Origin of the sequence: Streptomyces sp. Q6 (genome assembly GCF_036967205.1) — a bacterium.
GTDB classification, from domain to species: domain Bacteria; phylum Actinomycetota; class Actinomycetes; order Streptomycetales; family Streptomycetaceae; genus Streptomyces; species Streptomyces citrinus.
Map to the genome: position 1 here is coordinate 4191605 of NZ_CP146022.1, position 16924 is coordinate 4208528.

The following is a 16924-nucleotide window of genomic DNA, read 5'->3' on the forward strand; positions in this document are numbered from 1 at the left end:
GGTGAGACAGGCTCAACGCGAAAGGGGTGCCCCGGAGACCGGGGCACCCCTTCTGACCAGCGTCTACGCTGACCTGCGTGCGGTGGGTGTGGGATTTGAACCCACGGTGACTCGCGCCACGACGGTTTTCAAGACCGTTCCCTTAGGCCGCTCGGGCAACCCACCCCGCGCCCCCTCGACGGTCGTGCCGACCGTCGTGAGCGCGGGACCAGGGTAGCGGGTCCGGTCGCGGGGTCCGTCAGCTGTCGCCCTTGCGCTCGCCGAGGGTCACGTCGACCGTGCGCTCCTTGCCGTCGCGCGTGTACGTGAGCTTCACGGTGTCGCCCGGCTTGTGCGTCCAGATCTGGCCGATCAGGGTCGGTCCCGAGTCGATGACCTGGTCGTCCAGCTTGGTGATCACGTCGCCGGACTTGAGTCCCGCCTTGGCGGCCGGACCGTTCGGCGTGACCGCCGCGGAGCCGCTCGCGCCCTGCTCGGTGATCTTCGCGCCGCCGGTGCCCTCCTCCAGGGAGACCGAGGCACCGATCACCGGGTAGACCGGCTCGCCGGTCTTGATGAGCTGCTGGGCGACCATCTTGGCCTGGTTGATCGGGATGGCGAAGCCGAGGCCGATCGAACCGGACTGGCCCGAACCGCCCAGGCCACCGCTGGAGGCGGACTGGATGGCGGAGTTGATGCCGATCACGCTGCCGTTGCCGTCGAGCAGCGGGCCGCCGGAGTTGCCCGGGTTGATCGACGCGTCGGTCTGGAGGGCGCTCATGTACGAGGCCTTGCTGCTGCCCGAGCCGTCGCTGGAGGCCACCGGGCGGTCCTTGGCGGAGATGATGCCCGTGGTCACCGTGTTCGACAGGCCGAAGGGCGCGCCGATCGCGATGGTCGAGTCGCCGACCGCGACCTGGTCCGAGTTGCCGAGCGTGAGCGGCTTGAGGTTGTCCGGCGCGTTCTTCAGCTTGATGACCGCGACGTCGTAGCCCTGCGCGTGGCCGATCACCTCGGCGTCGTACTTCTTGCCGTTCGAGAAGGTCGCCGACAGCTTGCCGCCGTCGACGGCCTCCGCCACCACGTGGTTGTTGGTGAGGATGTGGCCTTCCTTGTCGTACACGAAGCCCGTGCCGGTGCCGCCCTCGCCGTTGGACCCCTCGGCCTCGATGGTGACCGTGCTGGGCAGCGCCTTGGCGGCGATGTTCGCCACGGTGCCCGGGTCGCGCTTGAGGTCGGCCGGGTTGGAGGCGGAGACGGTCGTCGAGCCGGTGCCCGCGTCGTCGCCGCGCTCGGCGGCCCAGTAGCCCACGCCGCCGCCGACCGCGCCCGCGATCAGCGCGGCCGCGATGACCCCGGCGAGGAGCCCGCCGCGGCGGCCGCCCGGCTTGGGCTGCGGCTGCTGGTAGGAGGAGCCCCACGAACCGCCGCCACCGCCCGACGCGTACGCCGGCACGGCCGGCGGCGGGGGCGGCCAGTCGCCGGCCGGGGCGGGTCCGCCCGCTCCGTAGTGCTCGCCGGGGGCCGCCGCGGCGGGCGCCTCATGGCCGGCGGGCACCGCTCCCTGGCTCACCGTGTCGTGTCCGGCGCCCTGCGGGGCCGACGGCGCGGGTCCGGCCGGGGCCGGCGCGGGAGCAGCGGGAGCGTCCACCGGCACGGGAGGTGCGGACGGGGCCGGGGGGACCGAAGTGCCCTCGTTCTCGGTGCTCACAGCTTTCTCTCCTCGATCCACGGCTGTCTTCGCCGGTCGGGTCTGGTGGAAGGTGCCTCGGGTCCGGTCTGTTTCGATCGAACCCGATCTCTACAGCGGTCCCGGGACAGTCGCTGTCACCCGCCGTTCCGGCATGGTCCTGTCACGGTCCGGTTGTGCAGTTGTACGTCGTCAGCTTTTCCCACCGGACGTCAGGGCACCATAAGACGTTCCTGTGCGTCCGGTGCCATCCTTTATGTCCGGCGAAACGGACGCATCCGCTAGGCCGAGTTTTCCCTGCGCCCCGCCGCGCGGTGGCACCATGACGCGGTGACCCACGCACGACAGCAACGCATCCAGGTCGTCGCCCACCGCGGTGCCTCGGAGGACGCCCCCGAGCACACGCTGGCCGCATACAAGAAGGCGATCGAGGACGGCGCCGACGCCCTCGAATGCGACGTGCGGCTCACGGCGGACGGCCATCTCGTCTGTGTGCACGACCGCCGCGTCAACCGTACGTCGAACGGCCGAGGCGCGGTCTCGGCCCTGGAACTCGCGGATCTCGCCGCCCTCGACTTCGGCTCCTGGAAGGACCTGGACCGCGACGAGGCGCCCGACCGCACGGGAGGCTCCACCGGGGGTGCCGCCGACACCTCGGTCCTGACCCTGGAGCGGCTCCTCGAACTCGTCGCCGACGCGGGCCGCCGCGTGGAGCTGGCCATCGAGACCAAACACCCCACGCGCTGGGCGGGCCAGGTGGAGGAGCGGCTGCTGCTCCTGCTCAAGCGGTTCGGTCTGGACGCGCCGCCCCCGGACGAGCCGTCGCCGGTACGCGTGATGAGTTTTTCGGCCCGTTCCTTGTCGCGCGTCCAGGAGGCGTCCCCGACGCTGCCGACGGTCTACTTGATGCAGTTCGTCCTGCCGCGCCACCGTGAGGGCCGTCTCCCCAAGGGGGTGCACATCGCGGGCCCGGGGATCCGGATCGTACGCAACCACCCCGCCTACATCGAGAAGCTCACGCGCGCGGGTCACCAGGTCCACGTCTGGACGGTGAACGAGCCGGAGGACATCGACCTGTGTGCGCGTCTCGGCGTCGACGCGATCATCACCAACCGGCCCGCGGCGGTTCTGCGCCGCCTGGGAAGGGACTAGATCCGGCCACCTTCACCCCGAGCCGTCACGGGGAGTGCTCCGGCGCGTTCGCTCCGTGTTCGATCGTTACGAGTGCGTCACCGCGGGTGCGTTGGCCGGTTTCCGGTCCAGTCCATTGGGGCATCCACACCGTGGCGTGGGGCAAAGGAGGTCTCGGGGGTGGCGTTGGTGGTGGCACAGGAGGTGCCCGCGTCGTCGAGCATGGCCGTTCCCCATGGCCCTGCGGGCGTGGGCGAAGCACGACACCGTATGCGCGATCAACTGCGTATGAGCGGAGTGTCGGAGTCGGTCGTGGACGACGCAGTTCTGATCCTTTCCGAACTTCTCAGCAATGCCTGCCGGCACGGCAGGCCACTGGGCGACGACCTGGCCGGTGACGGGGACGTACGCGCCGCGTGGCGGGTCGACGACCGTGGCTGTCTCACGGTCGAGGTGACGGACGGCGGCGGCCCGACCCGCCCGGTTCCGGCCACCCCCTCGGTCACCGCGCACGGCGGCCGCGGGCTCAACATCATCTCGGCGCTCTCGGACGACTGGGGCGTACGGGACGACGCGCGCGGCGAGGTCACCGTCTGGGTGGTCGTGCACAAGGACGTGCACGCGGAGGCGGCCGCGCACCGCAGGGACGACTTCGCGTCGCGCATCGCGTCACCACCGGTCTCGGACCTGGCGGGCCTCGACTTCGCGGACGCCTTCGACGATCTGGCCTGATTGAGAAACCGGCCTGACCGACGATCCGGCCTGACCGACGATCCGGCCCGAGCGACTTTCCGCCCTCACCGGCACGACCTACGATCCGGTCCGACCGATCCGGCCCGACCGGTCCGACCGATCCGGCCCGACCGCCGCCGGGCGCGGGGCACTTGGGCCGAATCCCACCCTTGTCAGTACGAGCGGATAGGCTCGCGCCCGTACGTACGAGAGCCGTATCCGGGAGACGTCCAAGATGGCCAAGAAGCGCCCCCAGACCAAGGGCAAGTCGCAAGTCACCAGTGGAGAGATCCCGGTTGTCGGCGCCCGCGAGCCCTGCCCCTGCGGCAGCGGCCGCCGCTACAAGGCCTGCCACGGCCGGGCCGCCGCGCACGCGGTGACCGAGCTGGTGCAGCGCCCCTTCGAGGGCCTCGCCGGTGAGGGCGACTGGGTCGCGCTGCGCGAGCTGGTGCCCGCCGCGACCGTCGAGCTGGCCCTGAAGGACGGACTGCCCGAGGGCATCCCGTCCGTCACCCTCGCGACCGTGCTCCCCATGGCGTGGCCCGCGCTGCGCCGCGACGACGGCTCGGTCCTGATCGGCCTCCAGAACGACACGCCCTCCGGCGACATCAGCCGCGACCTGGCCGACACCCTGCTGCGCGCCCTCGAGGCCGAGCCGGGCAACCCGGTGCAGGCCCGCCGCGCCCCCGCCGACGGGCCGCGCCTTCAGGACGTGCTCGACCCGAAGGACGCTTTCGAGCCGGTCGTGCACACGGGCTTCGAATTCTGGGTCCCCGACTCGGAGAACGCGTCGACGGAGGTCACCGCCTCCCTGGAGCGGGCCAACGACGCGGCGATCCCGACCGTGAAGCTTTCCGGTGTGGACAGCGCCTACTGGTGCGAGACGCCGGACAAGAACCATCTGCGCTGGGTCATGCCGCACGAGGAGGAGAAGCTCCTCGACGCGCTCGCGCGGCTGCACGCCGCGGGGACGTCGTCGCTCGGCGAGGGCACGCGCCTGGTGGGCTCGTTCCGGGCGCACGGTCTGACGGTGCCGGTGTGGGACCTGCCCAGCTCCATGAAGGCCGAGGACATCGAGAAGCCCGCCGCCGAGTTCGCCGAGCGGCTCGCCGGGGCGCTCGCGACGGACGCGCCGCTGTCCGCGGACGAGCGCCGGGCGCGCGGCGGACTCACCAACCGACAGGTGACGCTCAGCTGACGCACAGCGTCCGCCCGGACTGACCGACCGGTCAGCCGCCCGGGGTCTCGAAAGGCCCCGGAAAACCCACTCGGAATGGGTGACTCCGGTCACAACTCGCGGTAGTTGCAGGTAAATCCATGTCCGAATAGAAGAGATCGAATTTGCTAACTGCCGATCTCTTGTTACCGTTCAAGTAGCCCGGTTGCTGGTGCATCCCCCGTCGCCAGCAACCGGGCGCTTTCATGTCCGCGCCCGCTCCGGATGCCTCAACCCCCGTGCGACGGCGCCGAGTTGCTCCCCGACCGCAGCAGCAGCGGTCCCTCCCCGCCGGTCGCGTACTCCGCCACGGCGGCGTACCGCGCGGGCTTCCCCCGCGTCCGCCCGCGCGGCGTCTCGCACATCCCCGGCTCGTCCTCCGCGCCCACCGCGCAATTGATCTGGACCGTGCGTCCGCCGGGCGCCATCAGCGTCAGGACGGCGCTCAGGTTCGCGCCGGTCGCGTTGCGGTAGTAGGTGCGCGCCCAGGTGTCGCGACCCTGAGTGAGCACACAGGTCTGCGCCTCGATGCCGTCCGGGGAGGAGAGTTGCGGACCGCACTGGGCCGCGGTGGACAGGCCCAGACCGCTCAGCAGGGAGTCCGGACGGTCCGGCTCGCCGCCCTCGCCGTCCGTGTCGCTGTCCGCGTCGCCGCCCCTGTCGCGGGGTGTGCCGTCGAGCTTGTCGTCGACCGTGTCGCGCGTGCCGGCGGGCGCCGATCCCGCGTCGGCGGGTACTGATTCGGCCTTCTCCGCGGTCGGCCGCCCCGGATCGTCGTCCGTGGGTCCCGCGGACGCGCCCGCCAGCGGAAGCGCGGCGGTGAGCACCACCACGGCGAGAAGTCCGAACAGACGAAGGCGCGAGGCAGGCATGCGCCGAAGATATCGGCGCACACCCCTCGCGACAGGGCGCCGCGCGCCCGATACCGCTACAACTCGGGCGCGCTCACACCCGTACGAGTGAGCGCGTCCACGACCGCGCCGACCACGGCCTCCACATCGGGCACCCACGGCGCCGCCGAACCGGGCAGCGGCGCACGCTCCCAGCGCACCTGGCCGACGCCCGTGGTGGACGGCGGCAGGGCGATGTAGCCGCCGTCGCCGTGGAAGCGCAGCGATCCCGGTACGAAGTCCTGCGCGTACAGGAGCTCGCCGAGCTGCTCCATGGAGTACGGCGCCACCAGGATCGACAGCCGCTCCGGGGTCGCGACGACCGGGCCGAGGCGGATGCCGGTGCGGTCGAGTGCCGCGAGAGCACGGGCGCCCGCTACCGCCGGGAGGCTCACCGCGCAGGGTGCGCGCCCCCCGGAGGCCCCCGCCGGCGAACCGGTGGCGAGCACGATGGGCGCGCCGGGACGGTTGGTCCACCACCAGCGGACCATGCGCTCGTCGGTCGTCGCGGCGAGCAGCCCCGGGTCGAAGGGGTGCGCGCCGGGCACCGTGCACTCCGGGTCGGGGCAGGCGCAGCGGACGCCGTCGCGACGTCCCGCCGCCTCGAGCCCTATGCCCGGCAGAACCGGCCACTGCCACGCTGTCGCGAACGTGAGGGCCGCGCTGATCAGGTCAGACTTCCCGCTGTCACGCCTGGACAGGAGCCTGCGTCGCCTTCCGAGGATCTCGCGCATGAGCGCTCGTTCCTTTCCGTTGACCGAAGAGAACGCTGTGGGCCACATCACATCATGTGTCGATCAGTCACTGCGCGTACGTGTTTGGAGCGCCTGACCCAGCCTGAGTCACCGGCCTGAGACAGGGGGAACCCCTATAGTCCGAGCGCCTGCTGCGTCCTTGAAAAGCCTGGCGTGGGGTGGCGGCGCCTGGCGTTTGCCGTCCCGCGTATTTCTCGCCGCCTCCCCCACGGGAGGATGGGGCACGGTCGTCGATGGTTATGACGCCCGGGTCCTTCACCAGGTTCCGGGTGGATCCCAACTGCCCCTGGTCTTCACCGAGTACGTACCCATCGCGGCCGCCATGACGCTCTGTCGAACAATGCCAGTCGACCGCAATATGCCGTTCGCTGCGTCAGTTTTTGGCCATCTTGGGATGATCGAGATCAGGACGAGATCGCGAGGGAGAACAGAGATCGCATTACCTCAGAAGGCACTTGAACACCACGGACACCAGGAATCCCAGCAGGACAATGCTGGACATCCCCTCTCCAGTGCGTGTAGATGTGGAGACATTGCTAGCGGCGCAGCGCTGGATAGGCTGACATGGGGGTTTGCGATGCTATCGAGCAATATGGGCCGGTCGGAAAGCCGGAAGCCATGACAACCCCACGCCTCCCGAAAGTGGCTGGAATCGATTCAACGGTTCCCCCACCCGCACACACTGTCGCGCCCGCGCCTGTGGCGCCCGTGGTCGCTCCTTCCCCCACGGCCCCCACCGCGGTGATCCAGGACCGCCTCGCCGGCTGGGTCTCCGACCTCACGACCCTGCACGAACTCACGGAACGGCTGGCCCGCACGGCCGCACTCGAGGACGCACTGCACGAACTGCTGCGCGCCGGAGCCGCCCTGGTGGGCGCCCGGCGCGGTCTTGTCGTGCTCGAACCGGCCGACGGTCTCGGCCCCGACACCACCGTCGGCCTCGGCCTGTCCCGGCCCGACCTCGGGCACATCGAGACGGTCCCGCGCGGCGCGACGTCGTTCGGGCGGATCCTGGACGGGCTCACCACCGACCCCGAGTCCCGTGCCGACCTGCTCTCCGAGGACGGACTCGACCCGCGCCACCGCGAGGTCGCCGCGCGCCTGGGCTACGCCGCGAGCTACGCGCTGCCGCTCGCCACCGACGCCGCGGGCCGGCTCGGCGCCGCCGTCTGGCTCTACGACGAGCCGGCCGAACCCGTCGAGCGCCAGCGCCACCTCATCGGCCTGTACGCGCGCTACGCCACCGAGCACCTGGCCCGCCTCCTCGAACTCGAACGCACGCGCGCGTGGTCGCGCACGATGTCCGACGAGCTGCTGCCCGCCCGGCTGCCCCGCGTCGCGGGCGTGCAGCTCGCCGTGCGGCACCGCACGGGACCGCGCGGCGGCGGCGACTGGTACGACGCGCTGCCGCTGCCCGAGGGGCGCTCGGGCTCGCGGTCGGCTCGGTCACCGGCTCCGGCGCGAGCGCGGTCGCCGCGATGGGCCGGCTGCGCGCCTCCCTGCGGGCGTACGCGGTGATGGAGGGCGAGGACCCGGTCGCGGTCCTGTCCGACCTGGAGCTCCTGTTGCGCCTGACCGAGCCCGCGCGCAGCGCGACCGCCCTCTTCGCCTACTGCGAGCCCGCCCAGCGGAAGATCGTCCTCGCGGGCGCCGGGCACAGCCCGCCGCTGGTGATCGGTGAGCGGCGCACCGAGTTCGCGGAGACGACCCTGTCGGCGCCGCTCGGGATGCTCGCCTGCTGGGAGGCGCCGAGCGTGGAGATCACGCCCGAGCCCGGCGAGACCGTACTGCTCTACACGGACGGCCTGCTGCACCGCACCGGTGACCCCATGGACCGCTCCTTCGCCCGGCTGCACGCGGCCGCCGCGAGCGTCCCCAAGCCGCTCCGCGACGACCCCGGCGCGATCGCCGACCACGTGCTGCGCGCGGTCCTGCCCGACGGGCTCGACGCGGTCGACAGCGACGAGGACGTCGTGCTGCTCGCGGCACGTTTCGAGTGACCTCCCGGAGCTGTGTGTAACAGGCCCTCCGGCCCTGGACCCCCTTCCGTACGCTCGTACGATGGAGGGGGTCCATTGCCGTACTCAGGCCGTAATTCAGGAGGAACCGTGACGGAGGAGCTCACCCCGGAGACCCCGGACGAAGAGCCCATCAAGCAGCGCAAGAACGGCCTCTACCCGGGCGTGTCCGACGAGCTCGCCGAGAACATGCAGTCCGGCTGGGCGGACACCGAGCTGCACGACCTGCGGCCGATCGCCCAGGCCGCCGAGACCGCCGCCCGCCGTGCCGCGCTGTCCGCGCGCTTCCCGGGCGAGCGCCTCGTGGTGCCCGCGGGCAACCTCAAGACCCGCTCGAACGACACGGAGTACGCCTTCCGCGCCTCCGTCGAGTACGCGTACCTGACCGGCAACCAGACGGAGGACGGCGTCCTCGTCATGGAGCCCGTGGCCGACGGCCACCGGGCGACCATCTACCTGCTGCCGCGCTCGAACCGTGAGAACGGCGAGTTCTGGCTCGACGGCCAGGGCGAGCTGTGGGTCGGCCGCCGCCACTCGCTGGGCGAGGCCGAGAAGCTGTACGGCATCCCCGCCTCCGACGTCCGCGAGCTCGCCGACGCGCTGCGCGGCGCCACCGGCCCGGTCCGGGTCGTCCGCGGCTACGACGCCGGCATCGAGGCCGCCCTGACCGACAAGGTCACCGCGGAGCGCGACGAGGAGCTGCGGGTCTTCCTCTCCGAGGCGCGGATCGTGAAGGACGCGTTCGAGATCGGCGAGCTCCAGAAGGCCGTCGACTCCACGGTGCGCGGCTTCGAGGACGTCGTGAAGGTCCTCGACAAGGCCGAGGCCACGTCCGAGCGCTACATCGAGGGCACGTTCTTCCTCCGCGCGCGCGTGGAGGGCAACGACATCGGCTACGGCTCGATCTGCGCCGCCGGCCCGCACGCCTGCACCCTGCACTGGGTCCGCAACGACGGCCCGGTCCGCTCCGGCGACCTGCTGCTGCTCGACGCCGGTGTGGAGACGCACACGTACTACACCGCCGACGTCACGCGCACGCTGCCGATCAACGGCCGCTTCAGCGAGATCCAGCGGAAGATCTACGACGCCGTGTACGAGGCCCAGGAGGCCGGTATCGCGGCCGTGAAGCCGGGCGGCAAGTACCGCGACTTCCACGACGCCGCGCAGCGCGTGCTCGCCGAGAAGCTCGTCGAGTGGGGTCTGGTCGAGGGCCCGGTCGAGCGCGTCCTGGAGCTCGGCCTGCAGCGCCGCTGGACGCTGCACGGCACGGGCCACATGCTCGGCATGGACGTCCACGACTGCGCGGCCGCGCGGACCGAGGCGTACGTGGACGGCACGCTGGAGCCCGGCATGTGCCTCACCGTGGAGCCCGGTCTGTACTTCCAGGCCGACGACCTGACGGTGCCCGAGGAGTACCGGGGCATCGGCGTCCGGATCGAGGACGACATCCTCGTCACGGAGGACGGCAACCGGAACCTGTCGGACGGGCTGCCGCGCCGGGCCGACGAGGTCGAGGCGTGGATGGCCGGCCTGAAGGGCTGATCGCGACTTAAAGCGACGCGTTCGCTGAGGGGCCGTGGACGAAGGATGTCCGCGGCCCTTCGTCACACCGCCACGAGCGGTGCGTCCTCCCGCCACTTGAGGATCTTGTCGAAGCTGACCACGGCGCCGCCCCGGCCGGGTCTGTTCACGAAGCGCACGTGGTCCGCGAGTTCCTGGATGAGACACAGCCCGCGCCCGTTCTCCGCCTGGTCGGGCGCCGGGCGGACGACCGCGCGGCCGCGCAGGGCCGGGAACCCCGGGCCCGAATCGGCCACTTCGATGCGGCACTTCTCGCCGTCCAGGTAAGCGGTGACCCGGTACGCGCCCGAGGTCTCCCCGGGACCGGCCGCGGCGCCGCCGTGCTCGACCGCGTTCGCACACGCCTCGCTGAGCGCGACCGACAGGTCGTAGGAGATCTCCGGATCGACCCCCGCGGTCTCCATGGTGCCCATGAGGAGGCGTCGGGCCAGCGGCACGCTCGCAGCCTCGCGCCGCAGATGGAGGGACCACCAGATGCTCATGCTCCAGCCTCCTGGCCGCGGCTCGACATACCGATACGTATTGCCATCATCGGCCCTGCGCAATCAGGGAGTTGACGTGATACCGCCCATACGGCCGACGCGCGCACCCCGGGCGGCGGTGTACGGAAGATTCCGGACCTTGCGGACCTGCCGTACGGAGCGGGCGGGCCCAGTGGGATGATGAGCCCGCCATGCCTGCCCCCCACCAGCGCCAGACGCACAGCCCGGCCGATCTCCGGCTGCTGAGGGCCGCGGTGTTCGCCGCGGTCTGCGTCGTGCTGTCCGCGGCGGGGCACGTCCTCGGTTCGACCGCCGGTGTCGCCCCGTGGACGCTCGTCCTGGGCTTCCTCGGCGCCTTCTGTGTGGCCACCCCGCTGGCCGGCCGCGAGCGGTCGCTGGCGGGCATCGCCTGCACGCTGGGGATCGGGCAGATCGGCCTGCACAGCCTGTTCGGGCTGGGGCAGCACGGCTCCATGACCATGAGCGCGACGGAACCCTCCGTCGTGGAGCGGGCCGCGCGGCTGATGTGCGGGGCCGGCGCTTCGGCGCTCAGCCCGGCGCAGGCGCGGCGGATCCTCGACGACGCGGGCGTGGCGCCCGGTGCCGTCCACCACGACATGGGAGGCGCGGCCGGTCCGTCGATGGCGCTGCTGCCGTCGCTGCCCATGCTCATCGGACACCTGCTGGCCGCGGTCGGCGCCGGGTGGCTGATGCGCCACGGCGACCTCGCCCTGGGCCGGATCGTGCGGCTCTCTAAGGTGTCGGCGCACGGCGTCGCGGCCGGGGCTCCCATCCGCTCCCTGCGTGCCGCCCTCGCTCTCGTACGCGCCCTGCGCGCGGGTCTCCCGGGTGCGCCCGGGGGCTGTCGCGCGGGCTGCCGCGTACGGGGTTCGCCGCGCCCCCCGTCCTGCGGGCCGCGGTACTTCAGCACTCCGTGAGCCGGCGCGGGCCGCCCGCCGCGGACACGTTCCGTCTCGCTGCCTGAACGGCGCCCGTACTCCACCACGTACTGCGTGGGGTGAGGTGTGCCGTGCGGCACGCGCGCGCAACCGCTTCCTCGCCGCATACATGTGCCAGACGGCATGGACGCGTCCTGGCCGCATACCTGTGGCCCGGTCGCTTCCCTGTGGTCCGGCCGCCTGTCTGTGGCCTGTTCGTCCCCGCGGTCGCGCGCCCCACCCTTCGCTGAATCCCGCTGAACGTGGAGTTCTTTCTGCCATGAAGAAGATGTCCCGCGCCGCTCTCGTCGGTGCCGCCGCCGTCTCCTCCGTCGTCCTCCTCTCCGCCCCGGCCTTCGCGCACGTGAGCGTGCAGCCCGAAGGCGCCGCCGCCAAGGGCAGCTACGCCGTGGTCGACTTCAAGGTGCCCAACGAGCGCGACGACGCCGCGACCACCAAGCTCGAGGTCAGCCTCCCGACCGACCACCCGCTCGCCTCGGTGATGCCCGAGCCCGTCCCGGGCTGGACGGCCAAGGTCACCAAGTCCACGCTCGACAAGCCGATCGAGCTGCACGGCGAGAAGATCACCGAGGCCGTCTCCAAGGTCACCTGGACCGCGACCGGCTCCGGCGACACCAAGGGCATCCAGCCCGGCTACTTCCAGAAGTTCCCGGTGTCCATCGGCCAGTTGCCGACCGACGCCGACGAGCTCGTCTTCAAGGCGATCCAGACGTACGACAACAAGGAGGTCGTGCGCTGGATCGAGCCGCAGCAGGAGGGCCAGGAGGAGCCGGAGAACCCGGCGCCCACCCTTGAGCTGACGGCCGCGACCGGCGACGAGCACGGCTCGTCCGGCGCCTCCTCCGACGACAGCGCCGACCACGACAAGGAGACCACCGCGGCCTCCTCCGACACGTCGTCCGACGGCTCCGGCAGTGACACCACCGCCCGTGTCCTCGGCGTCGTCGGTATCGCCGTCGGCGTCGCCGGTGTGGCGTTCGGCGTGCTGGCCGGCCGTCGGCGTACCAACAGCTGAGCCACCCATGGCGGGTGCCGGGGTCGCGGTGGGCGATCCCGGCACCCGCCGGCCCCCTCACATCTGGGACATTTCTCTATGCGCAAGACCATGAAGATGAAGAAGAAGACCCTGCTCGCCGCCGGTCTGGTCACGGCGGCCGCCCTCACGCTCTCCGCGTGCGGCGGCAGCGACGACAGCGGGAAGTCGGTCGCCGAGGTGTCCGCCGAGGCCGGTTCGCAGCAGAACGTGACCGTGCTCGACAAGCCCTTCGAGAAGCCGGACCTGGTCCTCACCGACACCCACGGCAAGAAGTTCGACCTGCGCGAGCGGACCGACGGCAAGCCGACGCTGATCTACTTCGGCTACACCCACTGCCCCGACGTCTGCCCGCTGACGATGAGCAACATCGCGGTGGCCAAGAAGGCCCTGCCCAAGGCCGAACAGGACAAGCTCCAGGTCGTCTTCGTCACGACCGACCCGGACCGGGACACTCCGGCCGTGCTCGGCAAGTGGCTCAAGGCCCAGGACGCCGACTTCATCGGCCTGACCGGCGACTTCGCCACCATCCAGGGCGGCGCCCGCACCCTCGGCATCTCCATCGAGCCGACGCAGAAGGACAAGAACGGCAAGCTCGTGTCGATGCACGGCACGCAGGTCATCGCCTTCTCGCCGAAGACCGACGGCGGCTACCTGCTGTACGACGAGGAAGCCACCGTCGACGACTACACCAAGGACCTGCCCAAGATCATCAAGGGGGCCAGGCCGTGAGGCGCACCCCCCTCGCCCTGAGCGCCGTGATACTCGCCGCCGGGTGTGCCCTCACCGCCTGCGGCGGGCAGGACGAGCCGGACCTGAAGGTCGAGGGCGCGTTCATCCCCGCGCCCGCCTCCGGCGACATGGCGGCCGGGTTCTTCGTCGTGCGCAACAGCGGCGGCGCCGACACGCTCACCTCCGTCTCCAGCACCCTCGCGCGGCAGGTCACCCTGCACAGCACCAAGGGCGGCGTGATGAAGGAGCAGAAGTCCTTCGCCGTGCCCGCCGACGGCACGCTCGACTTCGAACGCGGCGGCAACCACCTCATGTTCGAGAACGTGGCGCAGAAGCCGGAAGAGGGCGACAAGGTGGCCGTGGAGCTGCACTTCGCCAAGGCCGGCACCGTCAAGGTCGCCTTCCCGGTGAAGGCCGCCACCTACAACCCGACGTCGCACGCGTCTCATTGAGGGGCTGACCGCACGTGAAGACCATCGCTCCCCGCCTGTGGCACCTGGTGCTGCTGTTCCTCGCCGTCACCGGCGCGCTCCTGGCCGGTGCCGCTCCCTCGTCCGCGCACGCCGCGCTGACCGGGAGCGACCCCCGACAGGGAGCGGTGGTCGAGACGGCGCCGCGGAGCGTGTCGCTGACCTTCTCCGAGGACGTCGCCATGTCCGGCGGCGCGGTGCGCGTCCTGGACCCGGCGGGCAAACGCGTCGACACCGGCAAGGTCGGCCACCCCCGCGGCACGACGTACACCGTGGGCCTGCACTCCGGCCTGCCCGACGGCACGTTCACCGTGGCCTACCAGGTCGTGTCGGCCGACAGCCATCCCGTCTCCGGCGCCTTCACGTTCTCCATCGGAGCCCCCTCCAAGACCTCCGCCGTCCTGGCCGACCAGAACGCGGGCGGAGGCGTCGTCGGCGGGCTCTACGGATTCGCCCGCTACGTCTCGTACGCGGGCTTCGTGCTGCTCGTGGGCGGCGCCGCGTTCGTGCTCGGCTGCTGGCCGCGCGGAGCCGCGCTCAAGCCCGTGCAGCGGGTCGTGGTGGGCGGCTGGACCGCCCTCACCGCCGCCACCCTCGCACTGCTCCTGATGCGCGGCTCGTACACCGGCTCCGGAAAGCTCGGCGACGTCTTCGACACGACACAGCTCGGGCAGGTGCTGCAGACCAAGACGGGCGCGGCGCTGACGTCCCGCCTTCTGTTGCTCGCCGCGGCAGCCCTCTTCATTGCGGTGCTTTTCGGCGCCTACGTGAAGCGGGCCGAGGACGGCGACAAGAAGGAGGTCAAGGACCTCACCTTCGGGCTCGCCATCGGCGGCGCCGTCGTCGCGGCCGGACTCGCCGCCACCTGGGCCATGGCCGAACACGCCTCGACCGGCATCCAGGCGGGCCTCGCCATGCCCGTCGACGTCCTGCACCTGCTGGCCGTGGCCGCCTGGCTGGGCGGCCTGACCACCCTGCTCGTCGCGCTGTACCGGACCCCTTCGATCGAGGAGACCGCCGTACGCCGCTTCTCCCGGGTCGCGTTCTTCAGCGTCGTGACACTCGCGGCGACCGGGCTCTACCAGTCGTGGCGGCAGGTCGGCTCCTGGTCGGCCCTGACCGGGACGACGTACGGACAGCTTCTGCTGCTCAAGATCGGACTCGTCGCCGTCCTGGTCGGCATCGCCTGGATCTCCCGTACGTGGACGAGCCGGCTCTCCGCGTCCGTGGTGCGGCAGGGCACCTCCGAGAAGAAGGAACCGGTCGCCGTCGGCGGCGGCGCCAAGAGCGCCAAGAGCGCCCAGAGCGCGAAACCCGGCAAGAGCGGCGCCGCCGACCCGACGAGCGACGACGTACCCGGCGACACCGTGACGAGCGACGACCCCAAGCGCGCCGCTCAACTCGCGCGGCAGCGCGCGGCGATGGCCACGGCCCGCGCGAAGCGCGCCCGGGACGCCGACCCGCACCGCTTCGGACTGCGCCGCTCGGTCCTCGCCGAGGCCGGCGTCGCCGTCGTCCTGCTCGCCGTCACCACCGTGCTGACCTCCACCGAGCCCGGCCGTACGGAGGAAGAGGCCAAGGCCGCCACCTCCGCCGCCCAGACCCAGTCGGGGCCGCTCTCCCTGAAGCTGCCCTTCGACACCGGCGGCAAGGACGGCAAGGGCACGGTCCTCCTGGACGTCGACCCCGGCCGCACCGGCGACAACGAGATGCACGTCTACGTGGAGCGGCCGAACGGCAAGGCCTTCGACGTCCCCGAGGTGAAGGTCGCCCTCACCCTGGAGGCACGGAAGATCGGCCCGTTGCCCGTCGTGCCCGACCACATCGCCACCGGCCACTGGTCGGCGAGCGGCGTCCAGATCCCCGTCGCGGGCGACTGGAAGATCGCGGTGACCGTGCGCACCTCCGACATCGACCAAGTGACCGTCACCAAGAACGCGAAGATCGGCTGAACGACCATGGCTGACACTCAGAGCCGTACCGAACCCTCCGCCCAGGCCCCCTCCGGCATCTCCCGGCGCCGTCTGATCGGCACGGCGGGCGCCACCGGTGTCGCCCTCGGCGCCGTCGGCGCGGGCGCGGGATACGCCGTGGCGTCCTCGAACTCGCCCGAACAGCACGCCGCGTTGACGACACTCGGCGCGGACACGGTGATGTTTCACGGGAAACATCAGCCCGGCATCACCACACCGATGCAGGCACGCGGCCACCTCATCGCCTTCGACCTGGCCGCGGGCGCGGGCCGCAAGGAAGCCACCGCGCTGCTGCGCCGCTGGTCGGCGACGGCCGAGCGGCTGATGGCGGGCGAGCCGCTGTCGTCCGACGACACGGACGTGGCCCGGGACGCGGGCCCGTCCTCACTGACGATCACCTTCGGCTTCGGCCACAGCTTCTTCTCCCGTACGGGACTGGAGAAGCAGCGACCGTCCGCCCTCGACCCACTGCCCGACTTCTTCTCCGACCACCTCGACAAGGCCCGCAGCAACGGCGACCTATGGGTGCAGATCGGCGCCAACGACTCCCTCGTCGCCTTCCACGCCCTGCGCGCGATCCAGAAGGACACGGGCGCGGCGGCCAAGGTGCGCTGGCAGATGAATGGCTTGAACCGCTCGCCCGGCGCCACCTCCCACCCGATGACGGCCCGCAACCTGATGGGCCAAATCGACGGCACCAACAACCCCAAGCCGTCCGAGTCCGACTTCGACAAGCGGATCTACGTGCCCGCCTCAGGCTCCTCCGCGAGCTCCCCGGCATGGATGGCGAACGGCTCGTACGCCGTCGTACGCCGGATCCGGATGCTCCTCGACGACTGGGAGAAGCTGTCGTCGAAGGCCCAGGAGGACGTCATCGGCCGCAAGAAATCCACGGGAGCCCCGCTGACCGGCGGCAAGGAGACCACCGAACCGGACCTGGAGAAGACGGACGCGAACGGCGACCTCGTCATCCCGATCAACGCACACGCCCGCATCAGCCGCCCCGACCAGAACGGCGGCGCCGCCATGCTCCGCCGCCCCTTCTCCTTCCACGACGGCTTCGACCAGGACGGCGTCCCCGACGCGGGCCTGCTCTTCGTGTGCTGGCAGGCGGACCCTCTGCGCGGATTCGTCCCCGTCCAGCGCAAACTCGACCGCGGCGACGCCCTGTCGCAGTTCGTCCGGCACGAGTCGAGCGGCCTGTACGCGGTCCCCGGCGGCGCCGAGAAGGGCGGATACGTGGGGCAGGCCCTGCTGGAGGGCTGACTCACACCCGCCCGCCC

13 protein-coding genes, 1 tRNA gene and 2 pseudogenes are annotated in these 16924 nt (G+C 71.4%); 11 read left to right on the plus strand and 5 right to left on the minus strand.

Translation table 11 applies throughout. From position 1 onward, the window contains the following. Nucleotides 1-80 precede the first annotated feature (80 nt). Nucleotides 81-165: transfer RNA gene (locus V2W30_RS19605), tRNA-Ser, on the minus strand. A gap of 73 nt (nt 166-238) precedes the next feature. Beyond that, nucleotides 239-1690 carry a S1C family serine protease gene (locus tag V2W30_RS19610; RefSeq protein WP_338698268.1) on the minus strand — a complete coding sequence of 484 codons (1452 nt, stop codon included), beginning with the start codon at nt 1688-1690 and terminating at the stop codon, nt 239-241. Between the two features lie 309 nt (nt 1691-1999). Between V2W30_RS19610 and V2W30_RS19615 the strand changes: the two genes are divergently transcribed. The 3 genes from V2W30_RS19615 (at nt 2000) to V2W30_RS19625 (ending at nt 4730) form a co-directional block, all read left to right on the plus strand. Beyond that, nucleotides 2000-2821 carry a glycerophosphodiester phosphodiesterase gene (locus V2W30_RS19615; protein ID WP_338698270.1) on the plus strand — a complete coding sequence of 274 codons (822 nt, stop codon included), beginning with the start codon at nt 2000-2002 and terminating at the stop codon, nt 2819-2821. A 72-nt stretch (nt 2822-2893) separates the two neighbouring features. Continuing rightward, complete coding sequence (locus V2W30_RS19620) at nt 2894-3532, plus strand: ATP-binding protein (RefSeq protein ID WP_338698272.1); 639 nt, start codon at nt 2894-2896, stop codon at nt 3530-3532. A 235-nt stretch (nt 3533-3767) separates the two neighbouring features. Beyond that, nucleotides 3768-4730 (plus strand): DUF5926 family protein, encoded by a 963-nt coding sequence (locus tag V2W30_RS19625; RefSeq protein WP_338698274.1) that lies wholly within the window; start codon nt 3768-3770, stop codon nt 4728-4730. 248 nt (nt 4731-4978) lie between these two features. Here the strand turns inward: V2W30_RS19625 and V2W30_RS19630 are convergent, their stop codons facing one another. Together V2W30_RS19630 and V2W30_RS19635 are read right to left on the minus strand one after the other, a co-directional pair. After that, complete coding sequence (locus V2W30_RS19630; RefSeq protein ID WP_338698276.1) at nt 4979-5620, minus strand: hypothetical protein; 642 nt, start codon at nt 5618-5620, stop codon at nt 4979-4981. 56 nt (nt 5621-5676) lie between these two features. Further along, nucleotides 5677-6372 (minus strand): bifunctional DNA primase/polymerase, encoded by a 696-nt coding sequence (locus tag V2W30_RS19635; RefSeq protein ID WP_338698278.1) that lies wholly within the window; start codon nt 6370-6372, stop codon nt 5677-5679. A gap of 639 nt (nt 6373-7011) precedes the next feature. On the opposite strand from V2W30_RS19635, the pseudogene V2W30_RS19640 reads away from it, so the two are divergent. Together V2W30_RS19640 and V2W30_RS19645 are read left to right on the plus strand one after the other, a co-directional pair. Continuing rightward, nucleotides 7012-8393, plus strand: a pseudogene (locus tag V2W30_RS19640) (PP2C family protein-serine/threonine phosphatase). Between the two features lie 108 nt (nt 8394-8501). Further along, entirely contained in the window at nt 8502-9953 is a 1452-nt protein-coding gene (locus V2W30_RS19645) for an aminopeptidase P family protein (protein ID WP_338698280.1), read from the plus strand. 62 nt (nt 9954-10015) lie between these two features. Here the strand turns inward: V2W30_RS19645 and V2W30_RS19650 are convergent, their stop codons facing one another. Then, the gene (locus V2W30_RS19650) at nt 10016-10474 is read right to left on the minus strand and encodes an ATP-binding protein (RefSeq protein WP_338698282.1); all 459 of its coding nucleotides are present in this window, start codon (nt 10472-10474) and stop codon (nt 10016-10018) included. 191 nt (nt 10475-10665) lie between these two features. Between V2W30_RS19650 and V2W30_RS19655 the strand changes: the two are divergent. The 6 genes and pseudogenes from V2W30_RS19655 (at nt 10666) to efeB (ending at nt 16907) form a co-directional block, all read left to right on the plus strand. After that, nucleotides 10666-11459 (plus strand): annotated as a pseudogene (locus tag V2W30_RS19655) (hypothetical protein). 233 nt (nt 11460-11692) lie between these two features. Beyond that, on the plus strand, nt 11693-12448 hold the full coding sequence (locus V2W30_RS19660; protein WP_338698284.1) for a YcnI family protein: 756 nt from the start codon (nt 11693-11695) through the stop codon (nt 12446-12448). A 96-nt stretch (nt 12449-12544) separates the two neighbouring features. After that, nucleotides 12545-13198, plus strand: a complete 654-nt coding sequence (locus tag V2W30_RS19665; RefSeq protein WP_338703695.1) for an SCO family protein — start codon at nt 12545-12547, stop codon at nt 13196-13198. After that, nucleotides 13195-13650 (plus strand): copper chaperone PCu(A)C, encoded by a 456-nt coding sequence (locus V2W30_RS19670; protein WP_338698286.1) that lies wholly within the window; start codon nt 13195-13197, stop codon nt 13648-13650. Before V2W30_RS19665 ends, V2W30_RS19670 begins: the two co-directional genes overlap by 4 nt. A gap of 14 nt (nt 13651-13664) precedes the next feature. Continuing rightward, nucleotides 13665-15620, plus strand: coding sequence for a copper resistance CopC/CopD family protein (locus tag V2W30_RS19675; RefSeq protein ID WP_338698288.1), 1956 nt, complete (start codon nt 13665-13667; stop codon nt 15618-15620). Nucleotides 15621-15626: 6 nt separating this feature from the next. Beyond that, a complete protein-coding gene (gene efeB, locus V2W30_RS19680) occupies nt 15627-16907 on the plus strand; it encodes an iron uptake transporter deferrochelatase/peroxidase subunit (RefSeq protein ID WP_338698289.1) in 1281 nt (426 codons plus the stop codon). Nucleotides 16908-16924 lie beyond the last annotated feature (17 nt).

Excerpts from the sequence above, each read along its gene's own strand:
- V2W30_RS19635 (WP_338698278.1), bottom strand. The coding sequence starts at position 6,372 with ATGCGCGAGATCCTCGGAAGGCGACGCAGGCTCCTGTCCAGGCGTGAC.
- V2W30_RS19625 (WP_338698274.1), top strand. The coding sequence starts at position 3,768 with ATGGCCAAGAAGCGCCCCCAGACCAAGGGCAAGTCGCAAGTCACCAGT.
- V2W30_RS19650 (WP_338698282.1), bottom strand. The coding sequence starts at position 10,474 with ATGAGCATCTGGTGGTCCCTCCATCTGCGGCGCGAGGCTGCGAGCGTG.
- V2W30_RS19630 (WP_338698276.1), bottom strand. The coding sequence starts at position 5,620 with ATGCCTGCCTCGCGCCTTCGTCTGTTCGGACTTCTCGCCGTGGTGGTG.
- V2W30_RS19660 (WP_338698284.1), top strand. The coding sequence starts at position 11,693 with ATGAAGAAGATGTCCCGCGCCGCTCTCGTCGGTGCCGCCGCCGTCTCC.
- V2W30_RS19665 (WP_338703695.1), top strand. The coding sequence starts at position 12,545 with ATGAAGAAGAAGACCCTGCTCGCCGCCGGTCTGGTCACGGCGGCCGCC.
- efeB (WP_338698289.1), top strand. The coding sequence starts at position 15,627 with ATGGCTGACACTCAGAGCCGTACCGAACCCTCCGCCCAGGCCCCCTCC.